The organism is Microcella alkaliphila (genome assembly GCF_002355395.1).
GTDB classification, from domain to species: Bacteria; Actinomycetota; Actinomycetes; order Actinomycetales; family Microbacteriaceae; genus Microcella; species Microcella alkaliphila_A.
Genome location: NZ_AP017315.1, coordinates 1449889 through 1464870, shown reverse-complemented (window position 1 = coordinate 1464870; position 14982 = coordinate 1449889). Strand labels below are relative to the sequence as shown.

Sequence of the window (14982 nt, the reverse complement as noted above, 5' to 3'; positions counted from 1 at the left end):
GGTTCAGGCCCGAAAGACGTGGTGCAGAATGGATGTCGTCCGGGCAAGCGGACAGGATCGTCGTCAAATAGACGACTCTCCAGCCTAGCGTGGCGAGCGGGCAGGCGGCAAACGGCGGGCTACGCCCGATTCAGGATGCTCGCGAGCGCCTCATCGAGGTCCGGATACGCGAACGAGAATCCCGCTTCTTCGAGCCGCTCGGGAAGCACCCACCGGCTCTTCAGCACCAGCTCCGGCTCGGTGCGCAGCACCGCCATCGCCGGCTCGAGCATGAAGCGGAAGGCGGGCAGGCCAATCGGTCGTCCCACGCGGTGGCGCACGGTTTTCATGAGCGTGCGGTTATCGACGGGGCGGGGCGCGGTGATGTTGACGGCACCTGCGATGTCGTCACGCGCATCCAAAAATCGAAGGGCTGCGATGACGTCGTCGATGTGAATCCAACTGACCATTTGCCGGCCGCCAGACGTGCCGGGCTGCAGATGGATGCCTGCGGCGCGGCGTGACGGGGTCGACATCCAGGGCCCGTCGTGCTGTGGTCCGCCGAGTCCGAGGCGGGCGAGCCGGACGATCGGGGGTAGCGCTCCCCCGTCGGCTCCGAACACGATCGACAAGCGCAGGGCGACGCGCCGCGTGCCAGGAAGGTCGCCGTCAAACAGCGCCGACTCCCAGGCCGACGCAACCTGTTCACTGAACCGCGTACCAATGTCTCCCTCCGACTCGGTCTGCGGGCGGTCGGTGGCATGGCGATAGATCGTGGCCGTCGACGCGTTGAGCCATAGCCGCGGCGGATGATCGACCGCGCGCACAGCGGCGTTCAACTGCCGGGTCGTGTCCACGCGCGACGACAGGATGTCGGCGCGGTTCTTTGCGGTGTAACGACAGTTGACGCTGCGCCCGGCGAGGTTGATGAGCGTGTCAGCGCCATCTACAGCCTCTATGACGGCGGCCTCGTCGCTCCACGCGACGGGACCGCGGCGGCCGATCGTCACGATCTGCCAGCCGCGGTCCGCGTAGTCGCGGGCGACCGCATCGCCGATGAAGCCGGATGCCCCGGCGATCACGACGCGCGGCGTCACGGTCACCGGTCCGCTCAGCCGAGCAGGGCGAACTTCAGCGTGTCGAGGCCGACACCGCCGATGTCGAGGGCGCGCTTGTGGAATGCCTTGTCGCTGTAGTCGGCGCCCTCGCGCTGCTTGATCTCGGCGCGCAGGTTCTCCCAGATGCGCTGACCGACCTTGTACGACGGCGCCTGTCCGGGCCAGCCGAGGTAGCGGTTCACCTCGAAGTTCACGAAGCCATCGTTCATGTTCACGTTCTTGCGCATGAACGCGAACGCGTCGTCGCTCGTCCAGACCTGACCCGTCTCGGGGTGGATCTTGCCGAGGTGCACGCCAATGTCGAGCACGACGCGAGCGGCGCGCATGCGCTGGCCGTCCAACATCCCGAGGCGGTCGGCCGGGTCATCGAGGTAGCCAAGCTCCTCCATAAGGCGCTCGGCGTACAGGGCCCACCCCTCGGCGTGGCCACTCGTACCGGCGAGCAGGCGACGCCACGAGTTCAGCTGCGCGCGGTTGTAGACGGCCTGGCCGATCTGCAGGTGGTGACCCGGAACGCCCTCGTGATAGACCGTCGTCGTCTCGCGCCACGTGTCGAACTCGTCGACCCCCTCCGGAATCGACCACCACATGCGGCCCGGGCGAGAGAAGTCGTCGGTCGGGCCGGTGTAGTAGATCGCGCCGCCCGGCGTGGGGGCGATCATGCACTCGAGCTTCTTGACCGGCTCGGGAATCTCAAAGTGGGTGCGCGACAGCTCATCGACGGCCGTGTCGCTCAGCTGCTGCATCCACTCGCGCAGCGCCTCGCGGCCGTGCAGTTTGCGCGTCGGGTCCTTTTCGAGGTGCGCAATGGCCTCCTCGACGCTCGCGCCCGGCAGGATCTGGTCGGCAATGCGCGTCTGCTCGTCGACCATGCGGCGCAGTTCCTCGATGCCCCACTCGTACGTCTCGTCAAGGTCGATCGTCGCGCCGAGGAAGCGGCGCGACAGCAGCTCGTAAAGCTCGCGACCGACCGGGTCGTCGGCGCGCGCGGCGGGCGCCAGGTCGTTTTCGAGGAAGTCGCCGAAGCGACCGTAGGCTTCTGCAGCCTGACGCGCGCCGTCGAGCAGATCTCTCTTCAGGGCGTCGGGCACGTCGGCCCCGGTGGCGAGTTCGTGGAAGAACCCGTCGGCGGACGCGTTGGTGCGCACCTGGGTGAGCACCTCGCGCACCTGGCGCACGGCCGGCGTGTTGCCGTTCGCGATGCCTTCGCGCAGCGTCTCGGCATAGCCCTCGAGGGCGTCGGAGACGCGGGTGAGCTTCTTCGCGATGGTCGACCAGTCATCGTCGGTGCCGGTGGGCATGAGGTCGTAAATCTCGCGGATGCCCTGGGCCGGCGACGCGAGGACGTTCAGGTCGCGCGCCTCCCACCCGGCGTCGTCGAGTTCGAGGTCGAGTCGGAGCTCAGCGAGAAGGTCGGTCTTCGTGACACGGTCGGTGTCGTCAACCGGGTCGACCGCCTCGAGTTTGCCGATCGTCGCGAGAGCTGCGCCGCGGATGGCGGCGCGGCCGTTCGGCGAGTAGTCCTGGTACCGCTCAAGGTCGCCGTCGGCTCCGATATAGGTGGCCAGCTCGGGGCTGAAGGCGACGAGGGTATCGACCCATTCCTCAGCAATGCGGTCAATCTCGGTGGGCGTGCGCGCTTCGTGAGCGCCGGTGCTCTCAGTCATGGATTCGAGCCTAGTGCGCGGCCTCGTTCCAGTTCTGGCCCACCCCGACCTGCACGTCCAACGGCACCGACAGCTCGGCCGCGCCGCCCATCCGGGAGCGCACGAGTTCTTCCAGCTCGTCGCGCTCGCCGGGAGAGACCTCGAAAACGAGCTCGTCGTGCACCTGCAGCAGCAGACGCGACTGCAGTCCACGGTCGCGGAGGTCATCGGCCACCCCGAGCATCGCGATCTTGATGATGTCGGCGGCCGTTCCCTGAATGGGCGCGTTCAGCGCAGCGCGCTCGGCGTTCTCGCGCAGCACCCGGTTCGGCGAATTCAGGTCGCCGAACGGCCTGCGGCGACCGAATATCGTCTCGGTGTATCCGTCGGCGCGGGCCTGGTCAACGACACTGCGCAGGTAGTCACGCACAGCCCCGAAGCGGGCGAAGTAGTCGGTCATGAGCTGCTTCGCCTCGGCCGTCTCGATGCCCAGCTGCTTGCTGAGCCCGAACGCGCTCAGGCCGTACGCGAGCCCGTAACTCATGGCCTTGACTTTGGTGCGCATGGTGGGCGTCACCTCGCTGGGCTCGACGCCGAAGATACGGGCGCCCACGAATCGGTGCAGGTCTTCGCCCGTGCGGAACGCTTCGATCAGCCCCTCATCTCCCGACAGGTGCGCCATGATGCGCATCTCAATCTGCGAATAGTCGGCCGTGAGCAGGCTCTCGAATCCGTCCCCGGCAACAAACGCGGCGCGGATACGGTGGCCCACCTCGGTGCGCACCGGAATGTTCTGCAGGTTCGGATCGGTCGACGACACGCGACCGGTCGAGGTGCCCGTCTGCTCGTAGGTGGTGTGAATGCGACCGTCATCGCGCACCGCCTTGTCGAGGCTCTCGACGATCTGCCCAAGCTTGGTCGCGTCGCGGTGCTCGAGCAGGATGCCGAGGAAGGGGTGCGGGTGCTTCGCCTGCAGCTCGGCCAGCGCTGCCGCGTCGGTCGAATAGCCGGTCTTCGTTGCGCGGGTCTTCGGCATACCGAGCTCATCGAACAACACCTGCTGCAGCTGCTTGGGCGAACCGAGGTTCACCTCGCGGCCGATCTCGGCGAATGCGCGCTGTGCTAGGCCCGCCGCGGTCTCGGACAGCTCGCGACGCAGGGACTGCAGACCGTCGCGGTCGACGGCGACGCCCATCGCCTCCATGCGGGCCAGTACAGGCGCAAGCGGCACCTCGATGTCGGTGAGCACACGGGTCGACCCCTCGTCGAGACGCTCACGCTGCGCCTGCGCGACCCGCAGCAGGTACCACGCGCTGGTTGCGGCCGGCACGGCCTCGGTGTCGGGCAGCAACTGGTTGGGGTTGGCCTGCGGCAGGGTCTCCCCCAGCACGTCGTCCACGATCTCCGCGAGGTTTGCGGTGCGCGTGCCGGGGGCACGCAGCCACGCGGCGAGCTTGGCGTCCCATGTGATGCCGGCAACGGGCATCCCGACGGGGTCGAGCAGTGCGGTGAGCTGCTTGGCGTCGGCGACAACCTTGGGGCTGTCGCTCGCCAGCCACTCCTCGAGGGCAGCGTAATCGGGTCGATGCGCGGCCCAGTTCACCTGCACGGTCTCGCGATCGTTCGCGAGCCCGATGGCGCGCAACTCGCCGCCGTCCGCTTCGGCGACGAGCGCCAACTCACTCGCGCCGTTCGCCCGCAGCCACGCGGCAAGCTCTTCGTCGACGAGGGTGCGTACGGCAGGGGCAGCATCGCGCGCGGCGGCTCCCGCATCGACGGCCTCGCCCATGTCGGCGCCCTCTGCCGCGGCGATCTTGAGCACGCGCTCGGTCAGCGTGCGGAACTGCAGGCGCTCGAAAACGCTCTTCACCGCGGGCACGTCCATGGGCTTGCGCTCGAGATCGCTCGGGCCGACCGGCAGCTCCACGTCGGTCACGAGGCGGTTCAGCCGGCGGTTGCGCTCGGCGCGGTCGCGCTGTTCACGCAGGTTGTTGCCGACGACGCCCGTGATCTCGTCGGCGTGCTCGAGCAGACTCTCGAGGGACCCGTACTGGGTGATCCACTTCACCGCCGTCTTCTCGCCGACCTTGTCGACGCCCGGCAGGTTGTCGCTGGTCTCGCCCACGAGCGCCGCAATCTCGGGATACTGCTCGGGGTTGATGCCGTAGCGTTCCCGAACCGCGTCCGGGTCGTAGCGCTTGAGTTCACTCACGCCGCGGGCGTTCGGGTAGAGCAGAGTCACCCTGTCGTTGACGAGCTGAATCGTGTCGCGGTCGCCTGAGACGACGAGCACGTTGAATCCCTGCTCGGCACCCTGGGTGGCGAGGGTCGCGAGGATGTCGTCGGCCTCGTAGTCCTCCTTCGTGATGGTGGTGACACTCATCGCCTCCAGCGCCTCCTGCAAGAGCGGCACCTGGCCAACAAACTCCGGCGGCGTCTCACCGCGCGTGCCCTTGTACTCGGGGTACTCCCGAGTGCGGAAGGAGTGTCGGGAGATGTCGAAAGCGACGGCGACGTGGGTCGGCTTCTCTTTCGCGAGCAGCCCCAAGAACATCGAGATGAAGCCGTGGATGGCGTTCGTGTGCTGCCCGTCGCGCGTGACGAAGCTGTCCACGGGGAGGGCGTAGAAGGCCCGAAACGCCAGCGAGTGGCCGTCGACAATGAGCAGAGTAGGCTTTGCGGAGTCCGTCACGCCCGCCAGCCTAACGGCGTGCGCCGACGCGGCCCCGAGACCGCCCGACGCCCGCGAGGAGAACCTGTGACGCGCATCCCCGATGACCTCGACCCGGAGCTCGTTGCCCGTCTCGTGGAAACCGGCGGGGGCGCCCTCACTCGGAAGATGGGGATCGAGTTTCTTGAACTGTCCGCCGAGAAGTCGGTCGCGACGATGCCGGTCGAGGGCAACACGCAGGTCATCGGATTGCTGCACGGCGGCGCGCACGTCGTGCTCGGCGAGAGCCTCGGCTCGATCTCGTCGGCGATTCACGCCGGCCCCGGTCGCTACGCGGTCGGCATCGAGATCAACGCGACGCACTCGCGCTCGGTGACGAGCGGCGTCGTGACGGGAACGTGCACGGCGCTCGTACTCGGGCGCACGCTCGCGACCCACGAGATTGTCATCCGCGACGAGGAGGGCCGCCGGCTCTCGACCGTGCGCATGACGAACATGCTCCGCGACCGGTAACGGTCGGGATGCGCGGGGCGCGAGCTACTACTGGTCGTCGTCCTTCTTCGGCGCGTCCTTCTTCGGCGCCAGCTGGTCGATGATCGCCTGGGCGACGGCCTGCATCGTCGTGCGACGGTCCATCGACGCCTTCTGGATCCAGCGGAACGCCTCGGGCTCGGTGAGGCCCATGCGCTCGTTGAGCAGACCCTTGGCGCGGTCGACGAGCTTGCGGGTCTCGAAACGCTCGGCCATATCGGCGATCTCGGCCTCGAGGGTGATGATCTGCTGGTATCGGCTGAGGGCGATCTCGATGGCGGGAAGCAAGTCATTCTGCGTGAACGGCTTCACGACGTAGGCGAGCGCGCCGGCTTCGCTGGCCTGCTCGACCAGCTCCTTCTGGCTGAACGCGGTCAGCAGCACGACGGGCGCGATGTGGTTCTCGCTGAGGCGCTTCGCGGCCTCGATGCCGTCGAGCTTCGGCATGCGCACGTCCATCACGACGAGGTCGGGGCGCAGCTCCGTGGCGACCTCGACAGCGGCCTCGCCGTCGCCCACGTCGGCGACGACGTCGTAGCCGTTGTCGCGCAGGATCTCGACGATGTCCATCCGAATCAGCGACTCGTCTTCGGCGACGACGACACGGCGGGGGGCGGTGGTCTGCTGCTCATCACTCACGACGAGAAGCCTACGGTATGGTCACTACGCGAGCATCGATGGGGATGCACGCAAGCCGGCTTGGCGGAATGGTAGACGCGACGCACTCAAAATGCGTTGTCCGAAAGGGCGTGTGGGTTCGAGTCCCACAGCCGGTACGAGTGTGATGTCTCAGGACATCGTGGACGGGTGAACCCCCAGTGTGGGGGTTCACCCGTTTTTCATGTCTTGGCTTGGTAGCCCTTGTCGGGGTCGATGAGGTGCTCGGCGATGACGTCGCCGTCAGGGGTGATGGTGATGGCATAGAGGCCGTGGATCAGGACGATCACGGCGGTGCGGGCCAGGGCGCGCCCGTATCCCAAATGCATCATCCGGTTGCCGAATCGGTCGGAGGGCCACTTTCCCGTGCGCGTCGATGGTGTCGTAGCGGACCCGCCAAATGTTCGGATCGTCCGGGCGGGTCGGTGCCGCTTTCGGGATCAGCCCGTAAGCGAAGGCGGGCGTGCGCCGGTTGAGTGCTCGGTGGGGACGGTTGTTGTTGTAGTGGTCGACGAAGTCGTCCAGTTCGCTTTGCAGATCCTCCAGGCTGTTCGCCGGACGCATCGTCAGGCACTTCTTAAGCGTCTGCCAGAACCGCTCGATCTTGCCCTGCGTGGTCGGTTTGTAGGGGCGGCCGTTCTTCTGGGTGATGCCCTGCAAGGCCAAGAGCGTCTCGAACGCGTTGCCGGAGGTGCGGGCCTTCAGGCCGCCGGCGAAACGAGTGGTGAAGATGTTGCCGTTGTCCGTCAGCGTTGCCGCCGGGAAGCCGTGCACGGCGGCCGCTTGCTGGAAAGTGTCGGTGACGGTGCGGCCGGTGACGCGTCGATGGCATGACAGGTGGGTGACGAAACGGGAGTGGTCATCGAGCCAGCCGATGATCTCCACCTCGGTGCCATCAGCAAGACGCCAGTGGGTGGTGTCGGATTGCCAAAGCTCGTTGGGTTGCTCGGCGCAGAAACGTTACCAGGAAGAACGGGGGCGTTTCTGCGGCTGCGCAGTGATCACGTCCGCAGCTCGCAGGATGCGCCAGATCGTCGACCTCGACACGGTCACCTGCTCGGCAGCGTGCAGGGCGCCGATCGTGTCAGCGCCCGCATCGAGACCGTCAGCAATCAACTGAACGCGCAGCTGCAGGATGCGATCACGGACCGCATCGGGTGTTCGCGACGGGCGGGATCGTGGAGCCCTGGAGCGGGGCGTGAACGCGGCCTCACCCTCGGTAAGCCACCGCTGGTGCAACTTGTGAACCAGCGACTTCGACACCCCATGGATGCGGGCCGCTTCGCGGTAGGACAGGCCCTGCACGGTGACGGCGAGGATCAACACTTCCTGTTTGCTCACCCATCGACCCTGACCGGGTGTCCACGATGACGTGAGACATCACGACGGAGAACACGTCACTGTCCACGATGACCTGAGACAGGTGTCCACAATGTGCTGAAACCAGACTGAGTCACCCCGGTGTGTTCGGAGGCAGGATTCCTTGGAAGGATCTGTCTCATGGGACGTCCCAGCAAGTACCCGCGCGAGCTTCGTGAGCGCGCTGTCCGTATGGTCGCCGAGGTGCGGCCCGATTATCCGAGCGAGTATCAGGCGATGACCGCTGTCGCTGGGATGCTCGGCATTGGCTCACCGGAGACGATCCGCACCTGGATCCGCAGGCAGCAGGTCGATGCCGGCAACCGGCCCGGTGTCACGACCGATGCGGCGGTGGAGATCAAGCGGCTGCGGCGTGAGAACGCCGAGTTGCGGCGGGCGAACGAGATGGCGGATTCAACCGGTCAGCGCAATGAGTGCTGTGAGATGAAGCAGACGCTGATCTCGGGAGGCATTCGTTGCAGGGCAAGCATGGTCATCTCAGTCGTGAGCAGAAGCAGCTCGCGCTCCGTCTCCACTCGAAGGGGTGGCGGCTCATCGATATCGCCCGCGAGATCGGCTGCACGGCCCCGATGGTCGGCCGCATGGCGCGGGAAGGGCGTCACCTCGACGGGAAGCCGTTCGGCTGGGAGCCGCGCGAGGGGCATCTGACGGTCTTCGATCGTGAGGAGATCCTGGTTGGTCTCGCGCGCGGTGACACGTTGACCGCGATCGCGCTCGCCCTGGGACGGGCGGTGTCGACGGTCAGCCGCGAGGTCAAGCGCGGCGGCGGGCGGGAGGGGTACTCGGCGTGGCGGGCGCATGAGGACGCGCGAGAGCAGGCCCGCCGACCGAAGCCGTTCAAGCTTGACGGTGGACGGCTGCTCGAGGTTGTCGCGACGCAGCTGGAGCAACTGTGGTCTCCGCAGGAGATCGCCGCCCGCCTACGGTTGGAGCATCCCGACGACCCGGAGATGCACGTGAGTCACGAGACGATCTACCAGTCCCTGTTCGTGCAGGGACGCGGGCAGTTGCGCCGCGAGCTTGCCCGCTGCCTGCGGTCAGGGCGTGCGGCACGGAAGTCGCGGACCGCGACGGACCGGCGAGGCCGGCTGCCAGGGATGGTGATGATCAGCGAGCGCCCCGCGGAGGTCGAAGACCGCGCCGTGCCGGGGCATTGGGAAGGCGACTTGATCCTCGGTGAGAACAGTCGCAGCGCCGTGGGAACCCTCGTTGAACGCAGCACCCGCCTCACACTTCTGCTGCACCTGCCCGACGGGAAGAGCGCCGACAAGGTGGAGGCCGCAATGCGCGAGGCGATCACCGCGTTGCCGGCGTCGCTGGCGCGGACGATCACCTGGGATCAGGGCGCCGAGATGGCCAAGCATTCCGAGTTCACGACAGCGACCGGCATCCCGATCTACTTCTGCGACCCGCACTCCCCGTGGCAGCGCGGAAGCAACGAGAACACCAACGGACTGCTACGCCAGTACCTGCCGAAGAGCACCGATCTGAGCATCGTCACCCGCGCTGAGCTGACCGCGATCCAGGACTCGCTCAACGGACGACCACGCAAAACGCTCGGCTATCTGACACCATCGGAGAAGTTCACAGAACTCGTTGCGACCACCGGTTGAATCCGCCGATTCTGAAGGCGGCCTCGGCTTTCTTCGCGGCCGAACTCGACCGGCCACACAAGCGATAGTCGCGTTCATCGACGAGCACAAAGACCGCCGCGATGGTGGGCTGCGATGGGGTGTCGAGTCGATCTGCACTGTGCTGAGCAAGCACGACGTGAGGATCGCCCCATCGACCTACTACGACGCGAGAGGACGCGGCCCGTCCCCACGGGAACTCTCGGATGAGCGGTGGAAGCCGATCATCCTGGCGACCTGGCAGGCGCAGCGGAAGGTCCTCGGCGCCCGCAAGCTCTGGCTGAGGCTGCGTCGCGACGGGCACGACATCGCCCGCTGCACGGTCGAACGCCTCATGCGGGACCTCGGAATCGCCGGCGTCGTGCGTGGGAAGCGGAAGCGGCCGGTCGATTCGGATCCGCGGGAGACCAGACCGGCTGACCTCGTCGACCGGCACTTCGCGAGGTTCCGCACCGATCAGCTCTGGGTGGCCGACTTCACGTACGTCTGGACGTGGTCCGGGTGGGTCTATGTCGCGTTCGTGTTCGACGCGCACTCCCGCCGCATCCTCGGCTGGCGCGCCGCCACGTCGATGGCCACCCTGCTGGTGCTCGACTGCCTCGAGATGGCGCTCTGGACACGTCGTCGAGAAGGCGTCGACGGATTCGCTGGGCTCACGCACCACACCGACGCCGGCAGCGCCTACACGTCGATCGCGTTCACCGACCGCCTCGTCGAGGAGGGCATCGACCCCTCCGTCGGGTCCGTCGGCGACGCGTATGACAACTCCCTCGCGGAATCGCAGATCGGGCTCTACAAGTCCGAACTCATCCACCACGAGGGCCCCTGGCGAGACGTCGATCAGGTCGAGGCAGCGACAGCCGGCTGGGTGCACTGGTTCAACACCGAGCGCACCCACGGCTCGATCGACGACCTCACCCCCGTCGAGCTCGAGCAACTCGACTACGCTCTCACCGAACCCCTCGAAAGAGCGGGCTGACACCAGCAAAACGCTCTCCGAACACACCGGGGTGACTCAGACACCGTCAGGATCGCGATGACCGGGGCGCAGACTGCGTGGCTGCGCCCCGGTCATCAGCTTGCTCGGAACAGCCTCAGCTGCGGACGTTGCGCCGACGAACCGACACGATCGCTGCAATCGTGAGCATGACGGCGACGCCTCCCAAGGCCCAAAGCCAGGAGTTGGGATTACCCATGAGGGCTCCAATTCCGCTTCCCAGAACGAACGCGCCGAGGACAGCCAATGGAGGGAGTGTCCGTTAAACGGTGTGTGAGGTCCGGCGGTTTTCAGTGATTGGTTCTGTCGAACCGTCCGGCGAAGGTGATCGCGAACGCGTTGAGCGCGGGCTTCCACCTGATCGCCCAGCGTGCCCTGCCGCCCCCGGTGGGGTCAAGTGACCGGGTCACAAGGTAGAGACACTTCAGCGCCGCGGCCTCGTTCGGGAAGTGTCCGCGGGCGCGGACCGCTCGCCGGTAGCGGGCATTGATCGACTCGATCGCGTTGGTCGTGCAGATCACCTTTCGGATCTCGACGTCGTACTCGAGGAACGGCACGAACTCGGCCCACGCGTTCTCCCATAGCTGCACGATCGCCGGATACCTGCCGCCCCACTCGGCCGCGAACTCGGCGAACCGGTCCCGGGCCGCAGCCTCGGACGGGGCTGTGTAGACGGGTCGGAGTCCCTTCACGATCGCGTCACGGTGCTGGCGGCCGGCGTAGCGGAAGCTGTTGCGGATCAGGTGCACGATGCACTGCTGCACGACCGTCCGCTCCCAGGTGGTATTGATCGCTTCGGGGAGTCCCTTCAGCCCGTCGCAGACGGCGATGAACACGTCCTCGACGCCACGGTTCTTCAGCTCGGTGAACACCTGCAGCCAGAACCTCGCGCCTTCTGCGCCGTCGCCGGCCCAGATCCCGAGGATGTCGCGTTCCCCGTGCACGGTGACGCCCATGACGACGTAGAACGGGGTGTTGCGGACCTGCCCGTCACGGACCTTGACGACGATCGCGTCGACGAAGATCACCGGGTAGATCGGGTCCAACGGTCGGGAGGACCATTCCGCGAGCTCACCGGCCACCTTCTCCGTGATCCGGCTGATGGTGTCTTTGGAGACCTTCGCGTCGTAGACCTCGTCGAAGTGCGCGGCGATCTCCCCGGTCGTGAGTCCGCGGGCGCTGAGCGACAGCACGATCTGATCGATCCCGTCCAGGCGACGCTTCCGCTTGGGGACGATCACCGGTTCGAACGACCCGTCGCGATCCCGGGGGACCTCGATCTCCACGGGGCCGATCTCGGTGAGAACCGTCTTCGTCCGTGTCCCGTTGCGCATGTTCGACCCGGCAGGCGTCCCGCCATGCTGGTGCCCGAGATGCTCGGTCAGCTCCGCGTTCAACGCCGTCTCGAGGACGTTCTTCGTGAGCTGGTTCAGCAGCCCTCCCGGGCCGACCAGGCTCACGCCCTGCTCCTTCGCCTGCGCGAGCAACCGCTCGGCAAGGTCCTTCTGATCGATAATCTCTCCCGTCACGGGATCGATCATCGCGTCTTCCAACAACTCGGTCGTGTCAGCCACGGCCGTCTCCTTTCGGATCAGGCCGGACCCCACACACCGTTATTCAGACAGTCCCTCGTCCGTGGGAGTGTCCGTTGCGGGCGCGTCGTGTCGTGCCGCGGTCGGGGCGGTGACGGGCGGGTTCAGTTGTTGCAGTTTTTGCGACAACTGATCCGGCGCGTCCACCGTGACGATTCAGCTGAGGGTGATGTCTGATTCGGGTCGGTCGCGGTGGTCGTATTGGCCGCCGTCGGGGCGGCCGCGGCTGACGCGCGGTTGGGGTGTGCCGAGGCGCGGCATCAGCATCGGCGGGGTGGTTGTGTCCAGGCGTGCGGGTTTACCGGCGGCGAGATTCTGCGCTTGACCGCGAATGTAACCGGGGGTGTGCTTCTCGATGGAGTCGTGCGCCGGGACGGCGTAGGTGGCATCGGTGAGCCGTGCGAGGGTGTCGTCGACGATGTCGCGAGCGCGGTGTTCGTCGATGCCCCAGCTCGTGGCTTCGACGGCGAGGTCGACGGCGGTGACATCGGCGAGATGCCAGATACCGTTGACGGTCATCGACATCTGCTGTGAGGCTTCGAAGCGAAGCCCAAGCGGTGTGATGTCGTACAGCGGCGCCAAGCGGGTGCGGCCGTCGGCGTCGTGGATGAGGGAGAAGTTCTTGGCGTGCGCGTCGGTGTTGCCGCAGGCGACGTTGACGGTGACGTAGCGCAGCAGCTGCTCTTTGTCGGTGCCGGGGGCGAACACGGTTGCGTCGGCGTCGAGCTGTTCGGCGATCGCGGCGAGGTTCGCAGCCGGTTGCCGCCATTGGAACTTCTCGTCGCCGCCGGGCGCGAGGCCGAGAGCTTGGGCGAAGTCTTCCTGGTGGATGCGGTCGATTGCGCCGGACTCTGTGCGGACGCGGTCGTAGCGTTCGACGACGAGAACAACGAGGTCGTCGATGTCTTCCACTCGGGCGTCGAAAGTAGTCAGGCCGACGTGACGGGCAAGGGCGAGGCAGTATGCCTCGGCGTCGACGGCGGCGCGGAAGTCGGGGTTGACGGGCTTCAGAATGTGGGTGGATGCGACCCTGCCATTGCCGCGAATCCAGACGCCGTCGTCGCGGGTGAGGGTGAGCTTGCGTTGGAACCCTGGCAGTGCCGACCCTCCGCCGCCGACGAGGTAGCCGGGCGCGCGGCGAAGCAACTCTCGAAGCTCCCCCGCGGTCAACGGCTCGGGGTCGATGGCGTCGCGGGGCTCACCGATGCGGAGCGCGCCGGCAAGGTCGGCGCCGACGACGGCGAGCATGCCGACAAGATCCTTCGAGCTGGTCTTCGTCTCCCTGGCAAGGTCATCCAGGTGAACGCCTTCGGGAAGGAGATTCCCGAAGAACGACTCGGTCGCGTCGGAATCCTCGACGCCGACACGGAGGTGCCGGGACAGGACCGGTGAGTTCAGGCGCCACTTACCGGCGGGGTTCCACCGCAGAATAGGGCGGCCATCGGCGGCGTCGGTGAGGGTGCCGATGTGGTGGCCGTACAGATGGACGGGTAGCTCGCGGTCAGCCATCACGGACCTCGCCAATCAGGCGGATGCCGAGCTTGCGGAGGATGGCGTAGAAGTTGTCGTCCGCCCGCTTTGGCAGACCCTTCTCGAGCTCGTACACGTACCGTTGGGAGCAGCCGATCGCATCAGCGAGCTGCCGCTGGCTGAGGCCGTGGCGTTCACGAACACGGCGCACGAGGTCGCCGAGATCGCGACCAGATTCCAGCTCGGCTTGCATGTCTCACCCTTCACCGCGAATACGGATACCCCTTCAGCGTACCAACGACTACCGACAAGTAGTCACTCCGCCCAAGAAGACGGAACGGTAGTCACGGCACGCGACGCTCACCCGCGCTTCGCGCCGCACCGTCCTTCACGACCAACTGCCCGGAATGTCCGGGTAGTTGGCGCTGCCGCCGCGACATCGACGACAAGTCGCGGCGCCGGCTGGGCTGGCGAGACGTTATCGCGCCGTCACCCGACGGACAGCACGGCGTCGAGGTTGAAGCGCTCGAGGGTGCGCTGCACGTCGCGTGAGCTTTCCCGGCGAACCGACAAGAAATCCTTGTGGGTTGATGCCACATCCAGCTCATCATCGGCGTGGATGTTCTTGAGGTGCACGCTGATGTTCTGCTGGGTGGTCTGAAACAACTCAGCCATCTGCGCTTGCGTGAGCCACACCGTCTCACCGTCACCACTCAGGCAGCCGCTCCTTCCACGGATGCCCCGGCGGCAGGCCGACCCGCTCGAGCTGCGCGTTGGCGCGCATCCAGCCGGGCAGCAGCACGGGCACGTCGTCGGTGTGTTCGGCGTGCAGCAGATCCCAGCGGCCTTCGTAGGCGGCGAAGATACTCACCCCGACTCGGGATTGGTCGGGGCCGACGTTGCGTTTCCCTGGCGGAACGTCCGGGTCGGTCCGCCACGTCTCGTGGCCGATCCATGCGGCTGCGGCGACGTGGTCGCGTGGGATGACGAAGCTGCGAAGCGGCGCCGACACGTCTGTCGGGGCGCCAACGAGGACGAACCATTCGCGCGGCGACATTGCCGGCTGCTGCGCCTTCACACCGAGCAGCCAGTTGAACCGCTCGGGCTTGTTCAACGTCGTCTTCACCTGCACCTCGATCATCGACCGGCGTTCCTCATCGCGGGTGTGCACGGCGAGCAAATCGGTGCGGGCAAGCCCGTCCCGGGTGAGAGCTGCCGCCCAACCGTGACGGGCGAGCTCGGCAGCGACGTAGTGTTCGCCGATCGATTTAGTCAGCTTCGTGTCGGTGGCCATACGGGCAGTCTGGCGG

The 14982-nt window shown here is 66.6% G+C and carries 14 protein-coding genes, 1 tRNA gene and 2 pseudogenes; 5 read left to right on the top strand and 12 right to left on the bottom strand.

Annotated features, from left to right (window positions below; all coding sequences use genetic code 11):
* Positions 1-119 precede the first annotated feature (119 nt).
* From CPY97_RS07160 to polA, 3 genes are read right to left on the bottom strand one after another with little or no spacing between them, the layout of a single operon-like run.
* A complete protein-coding gene (locus CPY97_RS07160; RefSeq protein WP_096423478.1) occupies positions 120-1076 on the bottom strand; it encodes an epimerase in 957 nt (318 codons plus the stop codon).
* Positions 1077-1090: 14 nt separating this feature from the next.
* Positions 1091-2764, bottom strand: coding sequence for a DUF885 domain-containing protein (locus CPY97_RS07155; RefSeq protein ID WP_096421408.1), 1674 nt, complete (start codon positions 2762-2764; stop codon positions 1091-1093).
* Positions 2765-2774: 10 nt separating this feature from the next.
* Positions 2775-5435 (bottom strand): DNA polymerase I, encoded by a 2661-nt coding sequence (gene polA / locus CPY97_RS07150; RefSeq protein ID WP_096421406.1) that lies wholly within the window; start codon positions 5433-5435, stop codon positions 2775-2777.
* Between the two features lie 66 nt (positions 5436-5501).
* On the opposite strand from polA, the gene CPY97_RS07145 reads away from it, so the two are divergent.
* The gene (locus tag CPY97_RS07145; RefSeq protein WP_231923872.1) at positions 5502-5927 is read left to right on the top strand and encodes a hotdog fold thioesterase; all 426 of its coding nucleotides are present in this window, start codon (positions 5502-5504) and stop codon (positions 5925-5927) included.
* 27 nt (positions 5928-5954) lie between these two features.
* Here CPY97_RS07145 and CPY97_RS07140 read toward each other — a convergent pair whose 3' ends face one another.
* Positions 5955-6584 (bottom strand): ANTAR domain-containing response regulator, encoded by a 630-nt coding sequence (locus CPY97_RS07140; RefSeq protein ID WP_096421404.1) that lies wholly within the window; start codon positions 6582-6584, stop codon positions 5955-5957.
* 54 nt (positions 6585-6638) lie between these two features.
* On the opposite strand from CPY97_RS07140, the gene CPY97_RS07135 reads away from it, so the two are divergent.
* Positions 6639-6721: transfer RNA gene (locus CPY97_RS07135), tRNA-Leu, on the top strand.
* 124 nt (positions 6722-6845) lie between these two features.
* Here CPY97_RS07135 and CPY97_RS13715 read toward each other — a convergent pair.
* From CPY97_RS13715 to CPY97_RS13705, 3 genes and pseudogenes are all read right to left on the bottom strand, one after another.
* Positions 6846-7262 carry an integrase core domain-containing protein gene (locus CPY97_RS13715; protein WP_231924083.1) on the bottom strand — a complete coding sequence of 139 codons (417 nt, stop codon included), beginning with the start codon at positions 7260-7262 and terminating at the stop codon, positions 6846-6848.
* A gap of 18 nt (positions 7263-7280) precedes the next feature.
* Positions 7281-7490, bottom strand: a pseudogene (locus CPY97_RS13710) (IS481 family transposase); the annotation flags it as partial.
* Between the two features lie 72 nt (positions 7491-7562).
* Positions 7563-7943 carry a helix-turn-helix domain-containing protein gene (locus CPY97_RS13705; RefSeq protein WP_231923871.1) on the bottom strand — a complete coding sequence of 127 codons (381 nt, stop codon included), beginning with the start codon at positions 7941-7943 and terminating at the stop codon, positions 7563-7565.
* Positions 7944-8102: 159 nt separating this feature from the next.
* Between CPY97_RS13705 and CPY97_RS13700 the strand changes: the two are divergent.
* The 3 genes and pseudogenes from CPY97_RS13700 to CPY97_RS07120 all read left to right on the top strand — a co-directional run.
* Positions 8103-8369: pseudogene (locus tag CPY97_RS13700) on the top strand (transposase); the annotation flags it as partial.
* A gap of 68 nt (positions 8370-8437) precedes the next feature.
* On the top strand, positions 8438-9595 hold the full coding sequence (locus CPY97_RS07125) for an IS30 family transposase (protein ID WP_036284757.1): 1158 nt from the start codon (positions 8438-8440) through the stop codon (positions 9593-9595).
* Positions 9579-10592, top strand: a complete 1014-nt coding sequence (locus CPY97_RS07120; protein WP_096421402.1) for an IS3 family transposase — start codon at positions 9579-9581, stop codon at positions 10590-10592. The genes CPY97_RS07125 and CPY97_RS07120 overlap by 17 nt, the downstream gene beginning before the upstream one ends.
* 308 nt (positions 10593-10900) lie before the next feature.
* Here the strand turns inward: CPY97_RS07120 and CPY97_RS07115 are convergent, their stop codons facing one another.
* The 5 genes from CPY97_RS07115 to CPY97_RS07095 form a co-directional block, all read right to left on the bottom strand.
* Positions 10901-12151, bottom strand: coding sequence for an IS256 family transposase (locus CPY97_RS07115; protein WP_096423302.1), 1251 nt, complete (start codon positions 12149-12151; stop codon positions 10901-10903).
* Between the two features lie 207 nt (positions 12152-12358).
* Complete coding sequence (locus CPY97_RS07110; protein WP_096421401.1) at positions 12359-13711, bottom strand: type II toxin-antitoxin system HipA family toxin; 1353 nt, start codon at positions 13709-13711, stop codon at positions 12359-12361.
* On the bottom strand, positions 13704-13925 hold the full coding sequence (locus CPY97_RS07105) for a helix-turn-helix transcriptional regulator (protein WP_096421400.1): 222 nt from the start codon (positions 13923-13925) through the stop codon (positions 13704-13706). Before CPY97_RS07105 ends, CPY97_RS07110 begins: the two co-directional genes overlap by 8 nt.
* A 236-nt stretch (positions 13926-14161) precedes the next feature.
* Entirely contained in the window at positions 14162-14347 is a 186-nt protein-coding gene (locus CPY97_RS07100; RefSeq protein WP_150129218.1) for a hypothetical protein, read from the bottom strand.
* Positions 14348-14378: 31 nt separating this feature from the next.
* Positions 14379-14966: a hypothetical protein gene (locus CPY97_RS07095; protein ID WP_096421398.1), complete on the bottom strand. Its 588-nt coding sequence runs from the start codon at positions 14964-14966 to the stop codon at positions 14379-14381.
* Positions 14967-14982: the final 16 nt, after the last annotated feature.